At 68.3% G+C, this 21,128-nt stretch carries 22 protein-coding genes and 1 pseudogene; 8 read left to right on the top strand and 15 right to left on the bottom strand.

Annotated features, from left to right (window positions below; translation table 11 throughout):
• The first annotated feature begins 78 nt into the window (after nucleotides 1-78).
• The 3 genes from B9A95_RS34425 to B9A95_RS02555 all read left to right on the top strand — a co-directional run bounded on the left by B9A95_RS34425 (nucleotide 79) and on the right by B9A95_RS02555 (nucleotide 2,254).
• Entirely contained in the window at nucleotides 79-432 is a 354-nt protein-coding gene (locus tag B9A95_RS34425) for a hypothetical protein (RefSeq protein ID WP_084045396.1), read from the top strand.
• Nucleotides 433-452: 20 nt separating this feature from the next.
• Nucleotides 453-623, top strand: coding sequence for a hypothetical protein (locus tag B9A95_RS34420; protein ID WP_212648228.1), 171 nt, complete (start codon nucleotides 453-455; stop codon nucleotides 621-623).
• Between the two features lie 371 nt (nucleotides 624-994).
• Nucleotides 995-2,254 (top strand): glycoside hydrolase family 18 protein, encoded by a 1,260-nt coding sequence (locus tag B9A95_RS02555; RefSeq protein WP_084045395.1) that lies wholly within the window; start codon nucleotides 995-997, stop codon nucleotides 2,252-2,254.
• Nucleotides 2,255-2,321: 67 nt separating this feature from the next.
• Here B9A95_RS02555 and B9A95_RS02550 read toward each other — a convergent pair whose 3' ends face one another.
• Both B9A95_RS02550 and B9A95_RS02545 read right to left on the bottom strand, forming a co-directional pair.
• Nucleotides 2,322-3,530: an erythromycin esterase family protein gene (locus B9A95_RS02550; protein WP_139806406.1), complete on the bottom strand. Its 1,209-nt coding sequence runs from the start codon at nucleotides 3,528-3,530 to the stop codon at nucleotides 2,322-2,324.
• 262 nt (nucleotides 3,531-3,792) lie between these two features.
• A complete protein-coding gene (locus B9A95_RS02545; RefSeq protein WP_084045393.1) occupies nucleotides 3,793-4,707 on the bottom strand; it encodes a carbohydrate kinase family protein in 915 nt (304 codons plus the stop codon).
• Between the two features lie 284 nt (nucleotides 4,708-4,991).
• Here B9A95_RS02545 and B9A95_RS31465 point away from each other — a divergent pair, with 284 nt between their 5' ends.
• The 3 genes from B9A95_RS31465 to B9A95_RS02535 are packed head-to-tail and all read left to right on the top strand — an operon-like array spanning nucleotide 4,992 to nucleotide 7,311.
• Entirely contained in the window at nucleotides 4,992-5,453 is a 462-nt protein-coding gene (locus B9A95_RS31465) for a hypothetical protein (RefSeq protein ID WP_139806405.1), read from the top strand.
• Complete coding sequence (locus B9A95_RS02540; RefSeq protein ID WP_084045392.1) at nucleotides 5,453-6,433, top strand: acetylxylan esterase; 981 nt, start codon at nucleotides 5,453-5,455, stop codon at nucleotides 6,431-6,433. Before B9A95_RS31465 ends, B9A95_RS02540 begins: the two co-directional genes overlap by 1 nt.
• On the top strand, nucleotides 6,421-7,311 hold the full coding sequence (locus B9A95_RS02535; RefSeq protein ID WP_084045391.1) for a ribokinase: 891 nt from the start codon (nucleotides 6,421-6,423) through the stop codon (nucleotides 7,309-7,311). The genes B9A95_RS02540 and B9A95_RS02535 overlap by 13 nt, the downstream gene beginning before the upstream one ends.
• A 95-nt stretch (nucleotides 7,312-7,406) precedes the next feature.
• Here B9A95_RS02535 and guaD read toward each other — a convergent pair whose 3' ends face one another.
• The 7 genes from guaD to uraD form a co-directional block, all read right to left on the bottom strand.
• Nucleotides 7,407-8,729: a guanine deaminase gene (gene guaD, locus B9A95_RS02530; protein ID WP_084045390.1), complete on the bottom strand. Its 1,323-nt coding sequence runs from the start codon at nucleotides 8,727-8,729 to the stop codon at nucleotides 7,407-7,409.
• Complete coding sequence (gene xdhC / locus B9A95_RS02525; RefSeq protein WP_084045389.1) at nucleotides 8,726-9,577, bottom strand: xanthine dehydrogenase accessory protein XdhC; 852 nt, start codon at nucleotides 9,575-9,577, stop codon at nucleotides 8,726-8,728. The genes guaD and xdhC overlap by 4 nt, the downstream gene beginning before the upstream one ends.
• Nucleotide 9,578: 1 nt before the next feature.
• On the bottom strand, nucleotides 9,579-11,942 hold the full coding sequence (xdhB, locus tag B9A95_RS02520; protein WP_084045388.1) for a xanthine dehydrogenase molybdopterin binding subunit: 2,364 nt from the start codon (nucleotides 11,940-11,942) through the stop codon (nucleotides 9,579-9,581).
• Complete coding sequence (gene xdhA / locus B9A95_RS02515) at nucleotides 11,939-13,345, bottom strand: xanthine dehydrogenase small subunit (RefSeq protein ID WP_084045387.1); 1,407 nt, start codon at nucleotides 13,343-13,345, stop codon at nucleotides 11,939-11,941. The genes xdhB and xdhA overlap by 4 nt, the downstream gene beginning before the upstream one ends.
• Nucleotides 13,346-13,962: 617 nt before the next feature.
• Complete coding sequence (gene uraH, locus B9A95_RS02510; RefSeq protein ID WP_084045386.1) at nucleotides 13,963-14,316, bottom strand: hydroxyisourate hydrolase; 354 nt, start codon at nucleotides 14,314-14,316, stop codon at nucleotides 13,963-13,965.
• Nucleotides 14,316-15,191, bottom strand: coding sequence for a factor-independent urate hydroxylase (gene pucL / locus B9A95_RS34970; RefSeq protein ID WP_139806404.1), 876 nt, complete (start codon nucleotides 15,189-15,191; stop codon nucleotides 14,316-14,318). The genes uraH and pucL overlap by 1 nt, the downstream gene beginning before the upstream one ends.
• On the bottom strand, nucleotides 15,188-15,721 hold the full coding sequence (gene uraD / locus B9A95_RS34965) for a 2-oxo-4-hydroxy-4-carboxy-5-ureidoimidazoline decarboxylase (RefSeq protein ID WP_245808104.1): 534 nt from the start codon (nucleotides 15,719-15,721) through the stop codon (nucleotides 15,188-15,190). Before uraD ends, pucL begins: the two co-directional genes overlap by 4 nt.
• A gap of 278 nt (nucleotides 15,722-15,999) precedes the next feature.
• Between uraD and B9A95_RS02500 the strand changes: the two genes are divergently transcribed.
• Nucleotides 16,000-16,539 (top strand): MarR family winged helix-turn-helix transcriptional regulator, encoded by a 540-nt coding sequence (locus B9A95_RS02500; protein ID WP_084045385.1) that lies wholly within the window; start codon nucleotides 16,000-16,002, stop codon nucleotides 16,537-16,539.
• A gap of 218 nt (nucleotides 16,540-16,757) precedes the next feature.
• Here B9A95_RS02500 and B9A95_RS36715 read toward each other — a convergent pair.
• From B9A95_RS36715 to B9A95_RS02475, 6 genes and pseudogenes are all read right to left on the bottom strand, one after another.
• A pseudogene (locus tag B9A95_RS36715) lies at nucleotides 16,758-17,063 on the bottom strand (IclR family transcriptional regulator domain-containing protein); the annotation flags it as partial.
• A gap of 77 nt (nucleotides 17,064-17,140) precedes the next feature.
• On the bottom strand, nucleotides 17,141-17,305 hold the full coding sequence (locus tag B9A95_RS36710; protein ID WP_425429903.1) for a hypothetical protein: 165 nt from the start codon (nucleotides 17,303-17,305) through the stop codon (nucleotides 17,141-17,143).
• A 697-nt stretch (nucleotides 17,306-18,002) separates the two neighbouring features.
• Nucleotides 18,003-19,265, bottom strand: coding sequence for a glycerate kinase type-2 family protein (locus B9A95_RS02485; protein WP_084045384.1), 1,263 nt, complete (start codon nucleotides 19,263-19,265; stop codon nucleotides 18,003-18,005).
• 1 nt (nucleotide 19,266) lies between these two features.
• Complete coding sequence (locus B9A95_RS34415) at nucleotides 19,267-19,656, bottom strand: NAD-binding protein (protein WP_212648227.1); 390 nt, start codon at nucleotides 19,654-19,656, stop codon at nucleotides 19,267-19,269.
• A gap of 104 nt (nucleotides 19,657-19,760) precedes the next feature.
• Complete coding sequence (locus tag B9A95_RS34410; protein ID WP_245808103.1) at nucleotides 19,761-19,952, bottom strand: hypothetical protein; 192 nt, start codon at nucleotides 19,950-19,952, stop codon at nucleotides 19,761-19,763.
• Between the two features lie 251 nt (nucleotides 19,953-20,203).
• Entirely contained in the window at nucleotides 20,204-20,389 is a 186-nt protein-coding gene (locus B9A95_RS02475; RefSeq protein ID WP_084045383.1) for a hypothetical protein, read from the bottom strand.
• 291 nt (nucleotides 20,390-20,680) lie between these two features.
• On the opposite strand from B9A95_RS02475, the gene B9A95_RS02470 reads away from it, so the two are divergent.
• Complete coding sequence (locus tag B9A95_RS02470) at nucleotides 20,681-20,887, top strand: hypothetical protein (RefSeq protein WP_084045382.1); 207 nt, start codon at nucleotides 20,681-20,683, stop codon at nucleotides 20,885-20,887.
• Nucleotides 20,888-21,128 lie beyond the last annotated feature (241 nt).

Here is a 21,128-nt window from a genome sequence, read left to right as displayed (position 1 = left end):
CCCGTCAAGCGGCGCTGGGTGCGGTGATCTTCCTCTGCGCTTTTACGAGGTGGATTCCGGGCGCATCCTGCTGGACGGGTGGACGCCCGCGCCCTTCCGCGCGGCGAGTGGCGGCGCTCGTTGGGGCTGGTGCGGCAAGACACCTGGCTCTTCAGCGGCACCATTCGCGACAACATCGCCTACGGGCGCGAGGGCGCCACCGAAGAGCAGATCGTGTCGGCCGCGCAGGCGGCGCACGCGGACCACTTTATCCGCACGCTGCCCCGGGGCTACGACGCGGTGCTGAACGAGGAAGCCACGAACATTTCGCAGGGGCAAGCTTATTACCATCGCGCGCCATCCTGGCTGATCCGGCCGTGCTGCTGGACGAGGCGACCTCCAGCGTTGACACCCGCACGGAGCTGCAGCTTCGCCAGGCAAGCACCGCGCTGAGGCGGGGCCGCACCGGCTTCGTGATCGCCCACCGCCTGTCCAACATCCGCGACGCCGACCTGATCCTGGTTATGAACGGCGGCGAGGTGGTGGAACAGGGCACCCACGGGGCCTTGCTCGCGCGGGAGGGCTTTTACGCTGAACTCTTCCGCAGCCAGTTTGGCGGCGTGACGGCCGAGGCGCCGGAGTAGGGGAGCAACGGGAAAAACCCCGGCGGGGTGAACTCCGCTCCCCCGCCACACTTGAACAGGCTTCGCGCGGAGAGGGGCGAAACAGGTGTCCCCGCCACCCGTTCTTCTCGTTCGCAGAGCAGGAACACAAAAAGCGAACTCTGCCCCGTATGAGAAAAAATCTTTCTCCTTCTGATCTAGGAAAGATATTTATTTTCCTACGTCGTTGTGGCAATCTGGAGGGGCAGGAAAAAGCATTGCAGCTCCAGGACGCGCTCTACCTGGAGCGGCCAACCGCTGGGCTCTCCCCTTCTCCCGAAAGGTCAGGACGAGGGGCGCTCCAGCTGGCGTCTGACCTTCTCGACTTCCCCCTTTTGCCCAAGGAGTCCAACATGAACAGGTCCAAGCGTCTGTTTTCCGTCCTTCCCCTCGTGACCGTGACCCTTCTGGGGGTCGCGTGCGGTCAGGGCCCGGGTCCGGGAGTGAGCGGCTCCAACCGGGTCGGGTACTTCACCCAGTGGGGCGTGTACAGCGGCAACACCGTGAAAAAGGTGCTGGAAGACAGCGGCGCCGCCGCCAACCTGACGCACGTGAACTACGCCTTCGGGGACGTGACCGAGGCGGGGGTGTGCGCCAGCCTCGATCCCTGGGCCGACTGGCAAAAACCCACTGCTCCTGCCGACAGCGTCGACGGTGCGGGTGACGGCGACGCCCAGGTGCTGAAGGGCAACTTCGAGGAACTGCGCGAACTCAAGGCCAAACACCCGGACCTCAAGGTGCTGATCTCGCTGGGTGGCTGGACCAAATCGAAGTGGTTCTCGAACGCGGTCCTGACGCCCGAGAGCCGCATCAGGCTCGCGCGGTCCTGCGTGGACCTGTTTATCCGGGGCAACCTGCCGGAAAGCGGCGCAGGCGTGGCGGCGGGCGTGTTCGACGGCATCGACGTGGATTGGGAATACCCTGGGGCCGAGGGCAACGAGGGCAACATCGTGCGCCGGGAAGACACCCGCAACTTCACCCTGTTCCTGTCCGAATTGCGCCGCCAACTCGACGCGGTGCGCCCCGGCCTGCTGTTGACCGCCGCCACCTCCGCCGCCCAGGCCAAGGCGGCGAAGCTGGAACTGGGCGACATCGGCACCTCCCTCGATTTCCTCAATGTCATGACCTACGACTTCCACGGCAGCTGGGAGGCGAAGGGACCCACCAACTTCCACTCCACGCTGCGGGCAGACCCCGTCTCACCCGGAACCGCCGCCGAGCGCGCCTTTAACGTGGCGGACGCAGCGTCCTTCTACGTCGCCGCAGGCTTCCCCAGGGAAAAAATCAACATCGGCATTCCCTACTACGGCAAGGGCTGGAAGGGCGTGGCGGACGTCAACCACGGCCTGTATCAACCCGCCGCGAGCGCGCTGGGCGACAAGGGCTACCGGGACCTCGAAGCCCTGAATTACCCCAAGTTCCGCGACCCCGTGACGGGCCAGATGTGGATCTACAACGGCGACGAGTTCTGGGCCTACGAGGACGCGCAGTCGGTGGCGGCCAAGGCCGCCTGGGCCAAGGCGCAGGGTCTCGGCGGCGTGATGGTCTGGTCCCTGGAGACCGACAGCCCCGACGGAGCGCTGACGAAGGCGATCGCGGGAGCGCTGAAGTAGGGCTGAATCAAAACGCGTTGACCCCTCCCCGGTGGCCCTGGAAAAGCCTGGAGGGAGGGGTAAGTTTTCAGGCGTGCTTCAGGAAAAGCACGCCGTCAGCCAGAGCGAGGTGCGCCGCGTTGAGGGGGAAGTAACCGGCCTGCTGGGGAACGTCCGTTCGTTTGGCCAATGTCGGTGGGAGGGCGGCGGTCAACGCCTGAGCGGGCATCAGGGTGGCGGGAGCCGCGAGGGACATAAGCGCGCCACCCAACGTGCCGGGGGCTGGTTCCCCGATGCCTTTTTCGGCTGCGGTGCCCAGATCGCTGGCAATCAAGGCGTAGCGGAGACCAAAGCGGGTGTGGGCATGGGCTCCGGCACTCCACCATTTCAGGTGCGTGTCGCCGAGCCTCATCGTGCTGATGTGGCGCTGCAGATGGGCGTTGTGGGCGAACACGAGCGTGGGCCCACGTTCCTCCTCACACCCGGCAATGGCGCTGAGGTTGTCGGCCATCAGCAGTGCCCGCAGGGCCGCTGCCCGTTCCATACGGCGGGGTGCAGGATCTGCCAGCAGCGCGTGGTACTGGAGTAGACCCACCGCCGTTCGGGCGTGCAACTGCGCTTCCCAGAAGCCGGGGTGCGCGGCCAGTCCGGGCGCGTGGGTATCGAGAACGCCCGCGAGGTCATCGGCCAGCCGCCGCAGTCGCCGGGCTTCCAGGCTGTCTCCGATAGACTGCGACGCGTCTCTGACCGCCGCCGCGTTGGTCCAGCGTTCCTCTTCGCCACAGAGGGAGGCGATGGTATCCGCCTCCACCGGGAGTGCTCCCAACTGCGCGGTCAGGAACGCGTGCAGGGCCAGCAGACTGACGCGGGGACCTGGAGCCCACCACTCCAGCGGTGGATCGAAGCCGTAAAAGTGCAGGTGATCTTCGGGGTCACGGCCCGCGTTGAAATCCCTCATCCACTCCACGAGTTCGCGGTTGGCGGGACGGGAGCCGAAACCATGGCTGAAGCCCGTCTGCATGGCCTCGTCCAGCGTGCCTTGCCCCAGCGTGACGTGGGCATTGACCCGCAGCCCCGCCACGACGTCGCTTTCGAGAGCAATGGAGCGGAAGCCGTGGTCCTCGACGAGCACCTGGAAAATGTGGTTACGCCACGTCTGAAACGTCTCCACGGCGTGGGTGGGCTCACCAAAGGCCAGCAGCTGGGGTCTGGCAGGCAGCGTGTTCAGGAACGCCGTGAGGGCAGAATGCGGCCCGTTCATGTTCCAGCCGAGTTGGGGCAGGGGTTGGTCCAGCATGGTGTCCTCCTGTGCCACAGGGCGCGCCCGCTCTGGCTTCTTCAGCATTCCTGTGCAATATGTGAGGACCCTGACGGGAGATCGTTCACCAAGTCTTTATGTTGGCCGTGCTGCCCTGGGGAACTGGGTGTGAAGGTCTGCAGCACGTGACCTGAACTGCGGAAGGGTCCATAGCAGCGCTGAGCCTTCACGGCTGAGGAACGGAACACCTCCGGGTTGAAGCTGGGCGGCTGAGGTTCCTCTCCTCGGCCTCCGCCAGCGCCTAAGCCTCCAGGGCGGCGAGGTCCGCCAGCGTCGGGGCGTAGGCTCCGGAACGGGCACAGGCTGCTGCCGCTGCCCGCAGGCCCATCTGGAGGTGGTCGGTCCACAAGCCCTCGGGGCGCGTCGCTGCGCTGACGAGCAGACCGGCGCACAGGGCGTCGCCCGCGCCCACCGTGTCGGCCACCTGCACCTTCACGGTGGGGAGGTCCACCCGGCCTGCCGGCTGGTAGAGGGTCGCGCCCCTGGCCCCCCGGGTGATCACGATGGGGCAGCGGGCATTCAGGCCGCGCAGGGCGCGCAGGGCGTCTTCCTCGGACTGCTCGGGAAAGAAAAATTCCAGGTCCTCGTCGCTGAATTTCAGTACGTCCGACTGCCGGGCCACCCGCTCGAACACCATCCGGTAGTCGGGGTGACGGTGGGTGATTCGGGCGTTGGGATCGAAGCTGAGCTTGACCCCCACTTCCTTCGCCCGGGCGATCAAGTCCAGCAGGGTGTCGGCCAGGGGCCAACGGGCAAGGCTGATTCCGCCGACATGCAGCCAACGGGCGGCCTGCATCCAGCCCGCAGGAAGCCGCGAAGGATCGAAGCGCAGGTCCGCGCTGTTCTCTCCGAGGAAGCGGTAGGCCGGGGGCGCGAGGTGGTAGACGACGGCCAGCAGCGTCGGCTGGGAAGACCGCTGGAGAAAACGCAGATCGAGTCCGGCGGCCTCACTTTCCTGCCAGAGGTCGTCTCCGAAGTTGTCCTCACCGATGGCGCCGGCAAACGCGGTGGCCACGCCCAGACGGGCGCAGGCCCGCGCGACGTTCCATCCCGCCCCACCCGGATGCGCCTGCCAGACGTTGCCGCCGGCGGTGACCAGGTCTGTCAGGGCTTCTCCAGCACTCACGACGATTGGAAGAGCAGCAGTTGAAGTCATTCGCGCTAGCCTGACACCCACCGGGGCACGCTGGATGAGCCTCGCACAGACAGGAGGCCCGCGGCTGTGCCGTGTCCCAGAAGCTCGGCAGGAAGCCGAAGGGCAGAAGCGCATCGTCGCGGCAGGACGAGAACGGAAACGCAAGCGCTGCGACGGGGATTGCGTTCGTCCCCCAACTCCGTCACGCTGCTCGTGAACAGCCTTTAGCACAAGGGGGAGGCCCGTCCCGTTGAACGGCCCTCCCCCTTCCCAGAGACGCCGCCCCACACTCACTGAGAGACACCGTGACGAATACCATAGCCCCAACCTCCATTGAGCCTGCGCCCACCTCCTTTCCGCCCACCTTCACCCGGGGAGCCGGCACCTCCGCCTGGAGCGAGCGCGCGCCCGACGAAGGCGGCCAGGGCCCGAGCATCCGGAACACCTTCTGCCGCCAGCCGGGCCTCACCGCAACGGCGCGGCAGGCAGGCGCATCTCTGGGCAGCCACTCCTCCTGGTCCCCGAACGACGACTTCAAATGGCCGAGCGGCGCCAGGCTGGTGCATGTGCGCCAAGTGACGCTGAAGCGCACACTGAAAGCCAGCGCCGACCGGTCTATTGATCCCGGCATAAATCGGTATGGATCACGGTGGGACGTCATGTGTGCTGGCCACGTTCCTCATGCCTCAAGTCGGGCAGAACCGGTGCGAACTTACGCCGGGATCAATAGAGTCGTGATCGGCATCAACGGCGGGGCGGTGGCGTAATGGCGTTCTTTGACCTGCCGCTCGACACCCTGCGGACCTACCGGCCCGACGTTTCGACACCCGCGGACTTCGCCGCCTTCTGGGAAGACACGCTGGAGGAGGCCCGCGCCTTTCCCCTCGACGCCCGGTTCGAGGAGGTGGATTACGGCTTACGGGGCCTGAAGACCTATGACGTGACCTTCCGAGGCTACGGCGGACAGGCGATCAAGGGCTGGCTTTTGCAGCCGCGTAACGCTGCGGGTGCCTCGCCCTGCGTGGTGGAGTTCATCGGGTACGGCGGCGGGCGTGGCCTCCCCACCGACTGGCTGACCTACGCCTCGGCGGGGTACGCTCACCTCGTCATGGACACGCGTGGACAGGGCAGTGTCTGGCGGCGGGGCGACACGCCAGACCTCGCGCCCGACGGGGACAATCCGCAGCATCCCGGCTTTATGACCCGCGGGATTCGCCGTCCGCAGACCTACTACTACCGCCGGGTCTTCACCGACGGAGTGCGGGCGGTGGAGGCGGCCCGTTCGGCTCCGGGGGTAGACCCATCGAGGGTGGCGGTGGCGGGCGGCAGTCAGGGCGGAGGCATCACACTCGCGGTAGCGGGCCTCGTGCAGGACGTGTCGGCGCTGCTGCCCGACGTGCCCTTTCTGTGTCAGTTTCGCCGCGCCTCCGAGATCACAAACGCCGCGCCGTACAGCGAACTGACCGGCTACCTCCGCATTCACCGGGAGGCGGTGGAGGACGTCTTTTCCACCCTCGCCTATTTCGACGGCCTGAACTTCGCGCCGCGTGTGCAGGCCCCCGCCCTCTTTTCGGTGGGCCTGATGGACGAGGTGTGTCCGCCCAGCACGGTCTTCGCGGCGTACAACCGCCTGCCGGGCGAGAAGGACATCCGCGTCTATGCCTACAGCGGCCACGAGGCGGGCGAGGGCGTCCATGTGCCCGAACGCCTGCGCTTCCTCTCGCGCCTGCCGGGATGGTCCCCGTGATTCTCGTCGCCGGTTCAGCCAATCTGGACCTCACCGTCGCCGTGCCGCACATTGTCAGGCCGGGAGAGACGGTGATCGGCGGCGATACCGTCACCGCGCCCGGCGGGAAGGGAGCCAACCAGGCCGTCGCGGCGGGCCGGGCCGGAGGGAGGGTTACCTTTCTGGGCGCGCTCGGAAGGGACGCGGCGGGTCAGACCCTCTTGTCGTCGTTACAGGAAGTGGGGGTGGACACGGCCTGTGTTCAACTTGTGGACGCCCCCACCGGAGCCGCCTACATCAGCGTGACCCCGGAAGGCGAGAACGCCATCACCGTCTCATCGGGGGCCAACGCCCATCTGCTCCCCGAACACCTCCCGGACCTGACTCCCTTCACTCACCTGCTGCTGCAACTCGAAACGCCGCCCGAGACGGTGAGCGCCTTTGCTCAGGCCGGACACGCGGCGGGCCTGTCCGTCGTGCTCAACGCCGCCCCCGCCCGTCCTCTCGACGAGCAATTGCTGCGCCACGTGAGCGTTCTCGTCGTCAATGAGGGCGAGTTGCAAACGCTGGCCGGGGAGGAGGGAGGCACGGAAGCCCAGGCCGCACGCCTGCGGGCACGTGGGCCGCAAACTGTCGTCGTGACGCTTGGAGCGCAGGGCTGTCTGGCCCAGACCGCCGGCAGCACCATCCGGCTTCCCGCCTTCCGGGTCGAAGTCACCGATACCACTGGCGCGGGCGACACCTTCGTGGGCGTGTTGGCGGCGTGGCTCTCGCAGGGTGCCCCCCTGGAGGGCGCCCTTCAGGCCGCCACTGTCGGCGCGGCCCTCGCCTGCACCCAGCCGGGAGCGCAGCCTGGGATGCCCACCCGCGCGGCCATCCTCGCCCACCTCACCCGCTGACCGCTCAACCCTGGAGGAGGCCACCGCCAAGGCCGAGATGGCGATGGCCTCGGGCCGGAGGGCGGCGGGAGCGCGCCGTGTCCGGGGGCGTGGACTTACCGGGCAACCTCAGGGGTGGGCTGCGGCCCGCGGGCATATACCTCGTCGCCCTGCACCCAGACCTGGGCGACGTCCGCCTGCGTCCCCAGGGCGAAGAGGGCCGCCAGGGTACGCTCGGCACTCTCGGCGTGGCGCAGCACCGTGTGCAGCGTGCTGCCCTCCGGGGGCCGCAGATACACCGCGTCGAAGGCCTGGCCCACGCTGAAGTCCCCGGTCAGGCCGTGCAGCCCCAGCGCCTCCGCGCCTGCCCGGGTCGCCAGGTACAGCAGGTGGGCGGGCGTGAGGGAATACCCCTGCTCGCCCATCAGCTGCTGCATGAAATACGCCTGCAGGCCCTCCTTGAGCATGGAAAAGCCGGTGCCGCCCCCCACGTCGGTGCCCAGTGAGACGTGGACCCCGGCAGCGAGGTGACGCCTCAGCGGAAACAGACCGCTGCCCAGCGCCGAATTGCTGCACGGGCAGTGCGCGGCGGTGCAGCGGTGCTCGGCCATCACGCCCAGCTCGCGGTCACTGGGGTGGACGCTGTGGGCCAGCACGCTGCGGCGGGTCACCAGCCCCGCGCGCTCGTAGGTGTCGAGGTAATCGCGGCTCCCCGGAAAGAGGTCACGCACGACCTCGATCTCCCGGCGGTTCTCGTTGATATGGGAGGTGAAGCGCACATCGCCAAACTCGCGCATCAGGGCGGCGCAGGCGTCCAGCATCCCCTCGCTGGCGGAGAGGGAAAAGCGGGGGGTGACGGCGTACAGGTTGCGCCCCTGGCCGTGCCAGCGCCCGATCAGCTCGCGGCCCTCCGCATAGGCGCGTTCAGGGGTGGTGTGCAGCTCGGGGCGCAGCATCCGGTCCGACACCACCTGCCCGGCCACCACCCGCAGGCCCACCCGGCTGGCCTCCCGGAAGAGGAGGTCAACCGCCGAGGCGAAATGCGAGCCGAACACCAGCGCCGTGGTGGTGCCGTGCGAGGCCAGCCCGGAGACGAACTCGCGCGCCACGGCCGCCGCGTGTCCGGGGTCACCGAAGCGGGCCTCCTCGGGGAGCGTGTAGGTGTCGAGCCAGTCCAGCAGCGGCAGGCCCAGCCCTCCGATGATGCGGACCTGGGGAAAATGCACGTGGGTATCCACGAAGCCCGGCAGCAGCACGCCGCCGCGCAGATCCACCCCCTCGGCCTGGGGGTGGGCGGCGCGCAGCTCGGTGTAGGAGCCGGTGGCGAGAATACGGCCGTTACCCACCAGAACGGCCCCGTCGTCCAGCACTTGCAGGGCGTCCGGAAAGACGAAGGGACTGGCAGGCGTGTGCATCAGTTGAGCGCGGTAGAGCTTCATGAGGTCCTCTGAATGGGAGAAGGGAGGGAGGGAGCGGTGACGGCCTCCGCCTCCAGCACCTGAACGAGCTGGGCCGCAGCGCTGATGGCGATGACGGCTGGACGTTTGCCCCCGATGCCGGGGACGCCGATGGGGGTGGTGATGCGGGCGAGGTCCGCGTCCGTGTGGCCGACCGAGCGCAGCTGTTCGCGGAAGCGCGCCCACTTCACCTTCGACCCGATCAGGCCGATAAAGCCGAGGTCCGGGCGCCGCAGGGCCGCGTCGCACAGGGCGGCGTCCTCGGCGTGGTCGTGGGTCAGGATGACGATGTGGCTCCCCGCGGGCAGGTCCGACAGCGCCACCTCGGGAATGGGCGCGTGGAGAGCGTGGATGCGGGCCTCTCCACCCCGTAGCGGTTGCAGCCGTTCGGGGACCAGCTGGGCGACGCGCGAGTCGATCAGGTGCAGGTGAACCGGCAAGGTATTCAGAATCTGGGCCAGCGCCAGCCCAACGTGACCGAGGCCGAAAATAGCGAGCGTGGGCCGGACGGTAAGCAGCGGTTCGAGCAACAGCGTGACCTCACCGCCGCAGCACTGCCGCCCGTATTCGTTGGGAGCGGTGTCGGTCAGGCGCAGGGCAAGCAGTTCGGGCGTGGTGGCGCCGCAGGCCAGCAGGGCGCGGGCGCGCTCCACGGCCGTGGCTTCCAGATTGCCGCCCCCCACCGTGTCCCACGTCTTCCGCAGGCCCACCACCATCTTCGCGCCCGGCTCGCGCGGGGCGTGGCCCCGGACGGCCGCCACCGTCACGAGGACGCCCGCCTCGCCGCGTTCGGTGAGGGCCTGAACCGCCTGGAGCCAGCCAGCGCTCACGTCAGTCCGCCGCCACTTCTGTCCGTGCGGTGGCCTGACGCGCCGCGTTAAGCGCCCAGTACACGGCCTCCGGGGTGGCGGGGCTGGGCAGCTCGGTGGCGCGGCCACCGGGCCCGAACGCTGCCGCCGCCTGGCGCAGCGCCTCGCGCACGCTGATGGCGAGCATCAGGGGGGGCTCGCCCACGGCCTTGGAGCCGTACACCACGCCGCTTTCGGTGGCGCGTTCCAGCAGCGCGACGTTGAACACCTCGGGGAGTTCAGAAAAGGAGGGCAGCTTGTACGTACTCGCCGCCTGGGTGGCGAGGCGGCCCCGGTGTGGCCCCTGCGACGTATCCCAGCGCAGTTCCTCCAGCGTTAGCCAGCCCGCGCCCTGAATGAAGCCCCCCTCCACCTGCCCAATGTCAATCAGCGGCGAGAGGCTGTCACCCACGTCGTGCAGCAGGTCCGCGCGGCGCAGACGGTACGCGCCCGTGAAGCCGTCCACCTCCGCCTCGCAGACAGCGGCCCCATAACTGAAGTATTTGAAGGGCTCGCCCTGCATGGCCTCGCGGTCCCAGTGCAGGCCCGGCGTGCGGTAGTACCCGGCGGCCCACAGCTGCGTGCGCGCGTGGTAAGCGTCGTGGACGAGTTCACGAAAGGGGATGCCGCGTTCCGGATGACCCAGGGGAAACACCAGGCCGTTCTCGAACCGCACGTCCCCGGGGTGGACATACACGCCGAAGCGTCCCGCCGCGACCTCCGTGAGCCTCGCCTTGATCTGCTCGCAGGCGTCCTTGATCGCGCCACCATTGAGGTCCGCGCCGCTGCTGGCCGCGGTGGCGGAGGTGTTGGGCACCTTGTCGGTGCGGGTGGGCGCGAGGCGCACGCAGGCGAGCGGCACGCCGAGGGCGGTGGCCGCCACCTGCAACATCTTGGTGTGCAGACCCTGGCCCATCTCGGTGCCACCATGGTTGATAAGCACCGAGCCGTCCTTGTAGACGTGGACGAGCGCCCCCGCCTGGTTGTATGCCGTGAAGTTGAAGGAGATGCCGAACTTCACGGGGGTGATCGCCAGCCCCCGCTTGGTATGGGCGTGTGAGGCATTGAAGGCCTGGACTTCAGCGTGACGCCGCTCGAACTCGGCGCTGCCCAGCAGCGTGGTCCAGACCTCATGCATCCGCTCGGCGTGGCGAACGGGCTGGCCATACGGGGTGCTCTGGCCAGGCTGGTAAAGGTTGCGGGCGCGCAGCTCGTGCGCCTCCAGCCCCAGGAGGGGGGCGCAGCGGCCCAGGATGTCCTCGATCACCAGCATGCCCTGGGGCCCACCGAAGCCCCGGAAGGCCGTCTGAGAAGTTTTGTTCGTCTTGCAGATGCGCCCGTGGACCTCGACGTGGGGAAGGAAGTAGGCGTTGTCGATGTGGCACAGGGCGCGCGCCATGACGGGCTCGGAGAGGTCGAGGCTCCAGCCGCCGTCCGAATACAGGGTGGCCTGCAGGGCGGTGACCCGGCCGTCGCCGTCGAAGCCCACCTTCCAGTGGGTGAAGAAGGGGTGGCGCTTACCGGTCATGGTCATGTCCTGGGTGCGGTTGAGGCGCAGCCGGACGGGGCGGCCGGTCAGGGTGGCCCCCAGCGCCGCGATGGCCGCGAAACCGTGCGGCTGCATCTCCTTGCCGCCGAAGCCCCCGCCCATCCGCAGGCACTGGACCGTAACCGAGTGGCTGGGTCGCCCCAGCACGTGGGCCACGATCTCCTGCGTCTCCGTGGGGTGCTGGGTAGAGCTCTGCACGAAGACCTGTCCGGACTCGTCCACCTGGGCGAGGGCCGCGTTCGTCTCCAGGTAGAAATGCTCCTGGCCGCCGAACCCGAACTCGCCCTCGAAGACGTGGGCGGCCTGACCAAAGCCTTCCTCCACGTTGCCCCGGCGCAGGGTGGGCCGTGAACCCTGAAAGGACTCGGCTTCGATGGCTTCCTGCACGGTCACCAGAGCGGGGAGGGGCTCGTACTCCACCTCCACGGCGTCTGCCCCCTGCCTCGCGGCCTCGGTGCTCTCGCCGAGCACCCAGCAGACGGCGTGCCCGTAGAACATGACCTCCGTGGGAAACAGCGGCTCGTCGTGCTTCACGCCCGCGTCGTTCACGCCGGGCACGTCGCCCTCGGTGAGCACGCGCACGACGCCGGGGACCGCGAGGGCCGGAGCCACGTTCAGCCGGGTCACGCGGGCGTGGGCGTGTGGGGCCTGGAGGGGCCAGGCGTGCAGGAGGTTTTGCAGGCGCACGCCGAGATCATCGGTGTACAGCGCGTGGCCCGTCACGTGGGCCTCGGCGCTCTCGTGGGGAATGGCCTCGCCCACCGCTCCGCCGGGGGGCCGCTCAAAGAGGCTGCTCACGCCGTCACCTCCGCGTTCGTCTTCTCGAAATAGAACTTGAGCAGGCTCTGTTCCAGCATGGCCGAGCGGTAGGCGGCGCTGGCGCGGTGATCGTCCACCGGTGTGCCTTCGCGGCCCAGCAGGCGTGCCGCTCGCCGCACCGTGCGCTCGTTCCAGGGCTGGCCGGTCAGGGCCTCCTCGGCGGTATAGGCGCGGATGGGGGTGGCCGCCACTCCGCCCAGTCCGATGCGTACCTTCTTCACCACGCTGCCTTCCAGTTCCAGGGCGATGCCCACCGCCACGCTGGAAATGTCGTCGAAGCGGCGCTTGGCGACCTTGTAAAAGCCGGTGATCGGGGCCATGGGCAGGGGAATCCGGACCGCGCGAATCAGTTCGTGTGGGTGGCGCTGCGTCTGCCGGTAGCCCGTGAAGTAGTCGCGCAGGGCCACTTCCCGCTCGCCAGCCGCCGAAGCGAGCGCGAGTCGGGCGTCCAGCGCCAGCAGCACGGGTGGGCTGTCCCCGATGGGACTGGCCGTACCCAGGTTGCCGCCGAGAGTGGCGCTGTTGCGAATCAGGCGGGAGGCGAACTGGGGAAACCATTCGGCGAGCAGCGGCACCTGGTCCGAGAGCCGCCGCTCGATCTCGGAGAGGCTCAGCCCCGCGCCGATCTCCAGGTGGTCCGGCGTCCAGTGCAGCCTGCGCAACTCGGGCAGGCCGTCCACGGCGACGGTTACCGCCGCGCGCGAATGGCGCAGGTTCACGTCTACACCCCAGTCGGTGCCGCCGGCGAGCAGCCGCGCGTCTGGATGGGCAGCGAGGAGGTTCAGGGCTTCTGCCAGCGTGGCCGGGCGGTGAAACTCGCCCCCGGAGGTCTGCAGGTGAGTGGGTTGCGGGGTGGGGGCTGCCCGGGTGCGGCGCTGCGCGTGGGGGTCGGCCTCCTGCGGACCGCCCAGGGCGCGCGCCGCGTCCTCGATGGGGCGGTAGCCGGTGCAGCGGCAGAGGTTGCCGCTGAGTGAGTGGATGTCGAAGGCGCCCTGGTCGCGGTCCTCGCGGTAATACTCAGCGGCCATGCTGACCACGAAGCCGGGGGTGCAGTAGCCGCACTGCGAGCCACCTCGTACGGCCATCTCGCGCTGGACAGGGTGCAGGGCCCCGGGTGAACCCAGCCCTTCCGCGGTGGTCACCTCCTGACCGTTCAGCGCTGCCAGCAGCGCCAGACAGGCGTTGACGGCCTCCAGGCGGGTGCCGCCGTCCGTGGTGGGGCGGGCCAGCAGCACGGCGCAGGCCCCACACTCGCCCTCGGCGCAGCCTTCCTTGCTGCCGGTCAGGCCCAGGTCGCGCAGCCAGTTCAGCAGGGTCAGGTGCGGGGGCACGTCCTGCGCAGTAATCTGGGTCCCGTTCACCGTGAGGGTGATGCTGTTCATGACGTCTCCTTGCGAAGAAAAGAGGATGGGCTGGCAGGACAAAGGCGGTCCGCCCCATGCCCAATCATGCACCCGACACGAAAAGGTCAGGTGCATGGTTGGCGCACGAGGCGGACCGCTGGTTATCCATGCCGAACAGTGGTCTGGTTGTGGCTACCAGCATAGAATACTGCGACGTCTAATTAAGCTCAAGGGGGTATACCTGTCTCCGACTCGCAAAAGGCTCCAAGATGCCCCGTTCTTTAGAGCGGGAGGAATGGAGTGACCACCGGCGGGTGATCCCCCTTCTCAAGCGCTGGCTGCGCAACCATCTCCCCTCTGAAGCGCCCTGAAGAATCGGTGGTTGAGTCCACCTGTTTTGCCGAGCTTGAAGTTGCCTGTTGACCGCACCGACACGGGGCCGGCGCTGCTTCCCAACAGCCTTGGTTGGCGAACACCGCAACTCTTTAGGTTGGCGGAGCATCCGAAGGTGCGCGCCTCTGAATCCTCTACCCGCCACGGGCCGCCGGGGAACCCAGGCGCTCAGCCGCTTTCGCTCCTGAATGCCTCGGTCTTGAGGCCGGAGATGAATTGTGGAGGTGGCGGTTCCCTCCGTCCAGATGGGAGCGCCGAACTCCTCAACTCCCCCGGTAGGTGCTGTAGGACCACGGAGAAATGAGCAGCGGCACATGGTAGTGGCTGGAGGGGTCAGCGACAGTAAAGCGCAGCGTGACCAGATCCAGGAACGGCACGTCGGGCGCACCGGGCAAACCCTCAAAGTAAGCGGCGACCTCAAAGGTCAGCTCGAAGGTGCCCGGCCGCAACTGACCGCGCCCGATCAGCGGCGCGTCGGTCCGCCCGTCACTGTTTGTCAGGGCCTGGGTGACTGGACGGCGTTCCCCGTTCTGGATCTCGAACAGGGTGACGGGCACGCCCTGCGCCGGTCTCCCCCGGGCCGTGTCCAGGACGTGGGTGCTGAGGCCAGCGCCCATCACGCGCGCTCCACCCAGCCTTCCATCAGTCCGAAGGGCTCGGGATCGACGTGGAAGATCTCGTTGTTGTTCTCCAGACCGAAGCGTTCGAGGTTGTACTTCAGGTGGTGCTTGTTGGGCATCTGGAACCAGATGCGTGAAATTTCGGGGCAGCGCGACAGCACCGCCTCACCCAGGAGGTACAGGGTGCTTTGCAGGCTGGGCGAGTAGTGGTCCGTGAACGTCTGCTGCAGTTGCCCGTAAACGCGCTGCCAGACGTCGTCGTGGTCGGCGTCGTCACCGAGGTACTCCCATTTGGCCGTGACGTAGGTGGCCATGACGCGGTCGCTCGTCTCAGGCAGGGTGGTGAAGCGCTCGTCCAGCACGTAACCTTCCCAGCCGCTCTGGGTGGTCTTGAGCAGGTAGAGGTTCTCGATGCCGGACGTGACCTTGAAGGTCTGGCCGTCGCCCTCCACGCGGGCGGTGCGCTTCGGCATCTGCCGCACAAAGCTGTGGTCGTGGCCCTGACCGTTCGCAGAAATGCGTTCCCAGAGGTGCTCGGTGATCTCGGCGAACGCGCCGGTAACCCGGGGGCCGGTCTTCACGAAGTGGGCGACAAGCTCCTGCCCGAAGCGCTCGATGCTGCCCCCGAAACCTTCTTTCGCCAAGCCGTAGATGGTGTTGCGAACGGTGTCGGTGGCGAGCAGGCCGGTGTTGTCGCCCTGCACGTGGGCGGCTTCGAAGTCTCCGGTCATCGCCACCCGCACGGTGATGTCCTTGATCTCGTGCCGGGGCCGTTCGCGGTTCACCTTGAAAACGTGAACGTCGGCCTTGCCGTAGTTGTTCTCCGTCAGCCGGACCTTGACTTTAACGGGTGTGTTCTGGACCTCGGTCATGCATCCCCTCCTGGGGTGTCCTGGCGAACCAGGTCGAGGACTCGGAGCGTGGCGATCTTGCCGATTTCCCTCAGGGCGGTGACCCGCTCCTGCTCGGGCGAGTGGTTCAGCCGCTCAGCCGCGCCCGTCAAGATGCTGGCCTTGGTATGCTCGCGGACGCAGACCACATACGGCAGGCCGAAGCGTTCGTGGTAGGCGGCGTTCAGGCGCTGGAACTCGGCGTATTCGCCGGGCGTCAGCCGGTCCAGACCCGCGCTGGCCTGCTCGGAGGCGGATTCCGGCGTGACGTCCCCCGCCAGCGCGGCCTTGCCTGCGAGGTCCGGGTGGGCGCGAATCAGCGCGAGCTGCTGCTCCGGCGTGTCGGTCTGCAGCGTCCCGACGAACGCCGCCGCGAGGGCCTCCACGGTGGAAAAAGGGCGCTGTGTGGCCACCCGTTCCGCGTATCGGGGGCTGTGTTCCAGCACCCCCGCGAACAACCGCACGAATTCGGGCAGGGGAAGGGCGTTGATTTCCGGCAGGGTCAGGGGCAAGGAAGTCTCCTGAAAAGGGGTGGCAACGCACAGGCGGGGACGAGAAGCAGGGGGGAGTTCCGGCGAGAAGGAGGACGCTGGCGAACGAGAAAATGCCTGGAACCGAACACCAAAATACTTAGACGTCTATGCACCGAGATACACCATCGTAGAGGGCCTCCCCTCCCCTGTCAAGTCGTGGGCGGGCGTTCCTCGCATGAGCGCGGGGGCGCGCAACCGCCGCCCCTACCGCTGGAGAGCCTGCGTGCTAGCCTCTAGGCCCGAAGAAGGCCCATGACATGACTCCCTTTCTGACCCCCGCCTTCCTGACCCGCATTCGCCGTGACTGGGAGCAGGTCCAGCCAGACATCGACCCCGGGCCCATGCTGACGGTCGTGCTGATTGACCGCCTGCACACCGCACTCGGGCGGCAGACCGAACGTACCTACGGAGCGGCGGGCATCAACGCCGCCGGGTGGGACCTCCTGCTGACGCTGTACCGCTCGGCTCCCCCCCAGGGCCTGACGCCCACGCAACTCAGCGGCCTGGCGGCCATTACCGGTCCGTCGGTGTCCAACCGTATCGACCGGCTGATTCAGAAGGGGCTGATCGAGCGGCAGGTGGCCGAGCGGGACCGCCGCTCGGTCTCCATCCGGCTGACGACCGAGGGCCGCGCGCTCGTCGAGCGCCTGCTACCCGAGCACCTCCAGCGAACCTCCCAGATCGTCGCCGCCCTCGATCCCGAGGAAACGCGGCTGTTCGGGCAACTCGCGGCCCGCCTGCTGGCCCACCTGGAGGCGGAGGAGCGCGCACCTGGGGACGTGCAACCCGCCGACTGACGGGCTCCACGGCGCGTCTGCCCAAAAAGGCTGTCCGGAGAGGAAAAGGGCAAACGGTTCAGCCGGTCCGAACGGGCCCTTCTTCCCAGCCCAGGCGCGTGGAGATGTGTGCGGCGGCGCGGTTCATGCGCTCGGCCACCCCAGTGATCTTCCAGGGCAAAGCGGGACGTGGGCGCAGAGACGGAATCTGCCGGGTGTGGTGACGCACCGGCGCGGCGACGGCTGCGCACGCCGAGTTGCCGTTCCTCTTCGTCCACGCTGTAGCCCTGCTCGAGGACGCGGCCGAGTTCCTGCAAAAGGGCCGGGATGGTGGTGATGGACCTGGGCGTGTAGGCGGGGTAGGGGCCGTCGCCCAGCTTGTGCCGCGCGTCGCCCTCCGGCTGCCAGGCGGGCAGCACCTTGCCCACGCCCGAATCGTGCAGGGGCGCGCTGTCGCCGCGCTGGGCGAACATCCGCACCGTCTGCCGCCCCTCGACCTGGTGGACGCACACGGCCTCGGTACCGTACAGCACGGCGGAGTTCACGGTCTCGCTCAGCTCGCCGACGAGCGCGGTCACCTCCGGGTGCGCCGCGCCGCCCAGACTGCTGCGCCCGGTGAGGGTCAGGCCCACCTGATAGGCCCGCAACCCGGCGGTACGGGCGCCGCCGAGCTCGTCCCACTCCACGGAGCTGTGCGGGCGTCCGCCCACCAGCGCGCCTCATGGTGCGGTTCAAGTTGAGGGAGATACGGGTGGGTACCGCTTCCCCGCCGCAGGCACTCGGCCACGTTGTGAAAGGCGAACAGCCCGAAACCGAACAGCGCACCGCCAACCTGCTTACCGTCAGGTGCTTTTCCGGGAGGTGCAGACCACGCGGGCGCACCAGCAGCACCGCTGGGTTCGGCTCCAGCCGGGAGTTTTTGCCGCCCTGCGTCACGCCGATGGTCCCCCTCACCGCGCCGCGCAGGTTGCGCTGTCCGGTCACCGGGTTTTCCCAGGTGGGACCCGTGGTGTCCTCGAAATCGGCCATCAAGGTCCGCGCGCCGCTGTTCAGCGCCTGGGTAACCCTTTCGCGGTCTACAGGTCCGGTGATTTCCACCCGGCGGTCTTGCAGGTCTGCGGGCAACGGCGTGATCCTCATGTCTCCAGCGCGGATGTGCACGGTGCCCGGAAGAAAAATCCAGCCGTACTCCTGTGTTCAGCCGGGCCTGACGTGACTTCCGGAAGACGAAGGTCAGCGCGTCTGGCGTGAGGACGTCGGTGTAGGGCTCAGGCGGGACGTGGAGGGTGACGCCCCTGGAGAGGGGCACGGCCTGGGTCAAGGAGAATTCCCGGTGGGCGAGGGGGGAGAAAGGGACGGTGGGCAGCTCAGGAGAGGGCCGGGGGCCCAGCAAGATGGACAGAGGCGGGCAGGCCGTCTCTACCAGCCGGGACCGGGCTGGAAAGGGAGGGGGGCGGCGGGGCCGAAGCCTCACTTCCGCTCTGTCACGTCACGTAGATCGCGCGGTAATCGTTGAGGTTATGCCCGCTGGGACCGGTGACGAGCGCGTCGCCCAGGGCCCCGAAGAAGCGGGCCGAATCATTGCGCCGCAGGAAGCTGCCCGGATCCAGACCCAGCGCGCGCGCACGTGCCGCCGAGTCGGGCGTCAGGAACGCGCCTGCGGCGTCACTGTTGCCGTCAATGCCGTCTGAACCTGCTGACAGGGCATACACGCCCCGCTCGCCCAACGCCTCGAGGAGCCACAGGGCAAACTCCTGATTGCGGCCCCCCCGGCCATCCCCGCGCACAGTCACGGTGGCCTCGCCGCCCGAGAGCAGGACCACGGGCGCGGAAAAAGGGGTGCTGTGGGTACGGATACTCTGCACCAGCGAGGCGTGGAATCCCGCCAGATCCCGCGCCTCCCCAGCGAAGGTATCGGACAGGATGACGGCCCGCGCGCCGCGGGCGGTGAGGGCCGCCTGCGCTGCTTCCAGCAGCGTGCGGTTGGAGCCGATCACCGTGCCCTGGACGTGGGTCAGTTTGCCGGCCCCAGGCGTCTCGGGGTGCTCGCCGCGTACGCCCGCGAGCAGATGCAGCCGGGCTTCCGGCGCGGTGATGCCGTAGCGGTCCAGCACGGCCAGGGCGTCCCCGAAGGTGGTGGGGTCGGGGGCGGTGGGACCGCTGGCGATCACAGACGGATCGTCTCCTATCACGTCCGAGATCATCAGGGTCCGCACCTGTGCGCGCGTGGCCTGCGCGAGGCGGCCCCCCTTCACCCGCGAGAGATGTTTGCGGACCGCGTTGATCTCCTTGATGGCCGCGCCCGCCCGCAGCAGCTCCCCAGTGAGGGCGCTTTTCTGCCCCAGGGTCACGCCCCAGGGGGCACTGAGCAGTGCGCTGCCGCCGCCCGACACCAGCACCAGCAGCTGCGCGCCGGGCGGCAGCGCACGCACCTTCGCCAGAGCCCGCTCCGCTGCGCGGACGCTGTGTTCGTCAGGCAGGGGATGGGACCCCGGAATCACCTCCATCCCCTCCGGTGCGCTCAGGTTCGGGGCGCCGCGGGGAGGCACTGCCAGGCCCGGGACGCCCGGGTAAGCCCTGCCCGCCGCCCGGAGCATCGGCAGCGCCGCCTTACCGAAGGCCAGCACGAAGTCCGGGCCAGGCTCCAGCAGGTGGGGGGCCAGCAGCCGTTCGGGAGCCGCCGCTTCCAGGGCCGCCCGGTAACTGCGTTCCAGCAACGCCCGCAGGTCTGGGCTGGGGAAAGTCACGTCAGTCCAGCCCGGCCAGCTGTCCGCACAACGCCGGCAGCCCCGAGTGGTTCAGGTCACCCATCTCCTGGGCGATCACGCTGTTCATCCGTTCCGCCGCGCCCGCCGTCGCGAAGAGCGGCACGCCCTGCTCGCGCTCGAAGCCGCCCGCGAGCCGCAGGTCCTTGCGGTGCGGGCAGATGCGCAAGCCCGGCGCGAAGTTGCTGCCAAGCATCCGCTGCCCGTGCAGGTCCAGGATGAGGCGCCGCGCCCCGTCCACACCCCTCTCGCGGGCCAGCGTCAGGGCCTCCGCCACCGCCTGAGCAGTCAGGGCCACGGCGATCTGGCTGCAGATCTTGGCGACCTGCCCAGCCCCGGCCTCCCCGATATGCGCGGTGTTCTTGCCCAGCACTTCCAGTTCGGACCGTGCGCGAAGGCGAAGGCGTCGGCAGGCCCTCGACCATGACGCTGAGGGTGGCCTGCTGCGCGCTGACCTGACCGCCCGACACCGGGGCATCAAGGGCGTTCACACCCAGGGCCTGGAGCGCCTGCGCCACCCTGTCTTCGCCCAGCACCTTCTACCTGCGGGCTGTCCGGCAGCATGGTGACGATGATACCGCGCTGCTCGGCCACCTCCCGGGCGCTGAAGGCCAGCCGCGCACCCTGCTCCGCGAGGAGCCGCTCGGGCCCGGGGTGGAGGTTGTTCACGGTCAGAGTGTACCCCGCAGTAATGAGGTTCTGGGCCACCGGCAACCCCATGATGCCAGGCCAACAAAGCCGGTCCTTGCCCATGTCTCCACGCCTTCCTGGTGTGCCCGCATCCACCGGAGCGAAGCCCACGTGTCCCCCTGCAGAATGTATTCCATCCCTACGTGGCCGCCGTACCCCCGCTCGTCGAGGGCGCGCAGCGGAAACCGCCCTCAGTACCGTCCGCTGAGATTCACGCCGCCGGGAAACTGCTACGTCACGACGGTAAGCATGCTCACCGCGCCCGCCGGGCTGGGCACGCCGGAGGCGACGTCCGTTTCCGAGAAACTGGGCCGGGCGGGCCAGCCGTCGGGATGGCCCAGGGCGTAACCGTTGGCCGGGTGGCCGAACGTTTTGCCCTGCGCGGTCGGGGCGAGAACGAGGAGCGTCAGGGCCAATGTGCCGAGTGCACATGGCGGTGCCTTTCTGCAAGCGCGGAGTTCACGGGGTGGGGAGCGGGCTGGTGGAGGTGAACTCGCGAAGCCCAGCAGGACTGCTGGGAAAGGAGGGCTCGGGACCGGCTCCCTTCGCGGGCGCATCGCGCGCAGACCGTCTGGCACAGAGGCCACGCGTGGGAGGATGATTCGCCAATGATGTGGGCGAAGCAGCCATCCTCTCGCCATCCCCGGTCCACTACGGTGAAGGCCCGTCGCGGCCACCGCCGTGAACGGCGTTGAAAGGAGGAGGGCATGGAAGAGGAGATGGGCGGACAGCTGCTCGGCCTGGACGGACGGGTCTACGTGTTGCGGGTGTGGTACGAGGGCCAGCAGGACAGTGAGCACTGGCGGGCGTCTTTGCGGGAGGGGACGCACGGCGAGCGGCGGCACTTCGGCAACCTCGACGACTGTATCGAGCACCTGTACGGTGAACTCGCGCGGCGCTCGCCATTGGGTTAGCTCCTGGGGACATCTCCGGGCACGCCCCAGGTCCTGGCGGCGTGCTCCTTATTGCCGCCTTGCCAGTGACGCCTGGATGAGGTGGCCCTCCCGGAGCGTTACCGCTGCGCCGCCCTACATGCCGAGTGGGGTGAGTCCGCGGTTTCACGGCCGCTGATCGCGAACCCGGTCCGTTCTTCCCCGCTGGTGCAGCCACCACAGGCCACGAAAGCCTTGCTTGACTCGGAGCACCCTGATCGAC

The sequence above is a fragment of the Deinococcus hopiensis KR-140 genome (assembly GCF_900176165.1).
Taxonomy (GTDB): Bacteria; Deinococcota; Deinococci; order Deinococcales; family Deinococcaceae; genus Deinococcus; species Deinococcus hopiensis.
Note: the sequence above shows the minus strand (reverse complement) of the source record. Positions and strands in the feature narration are given on the sequence as shown.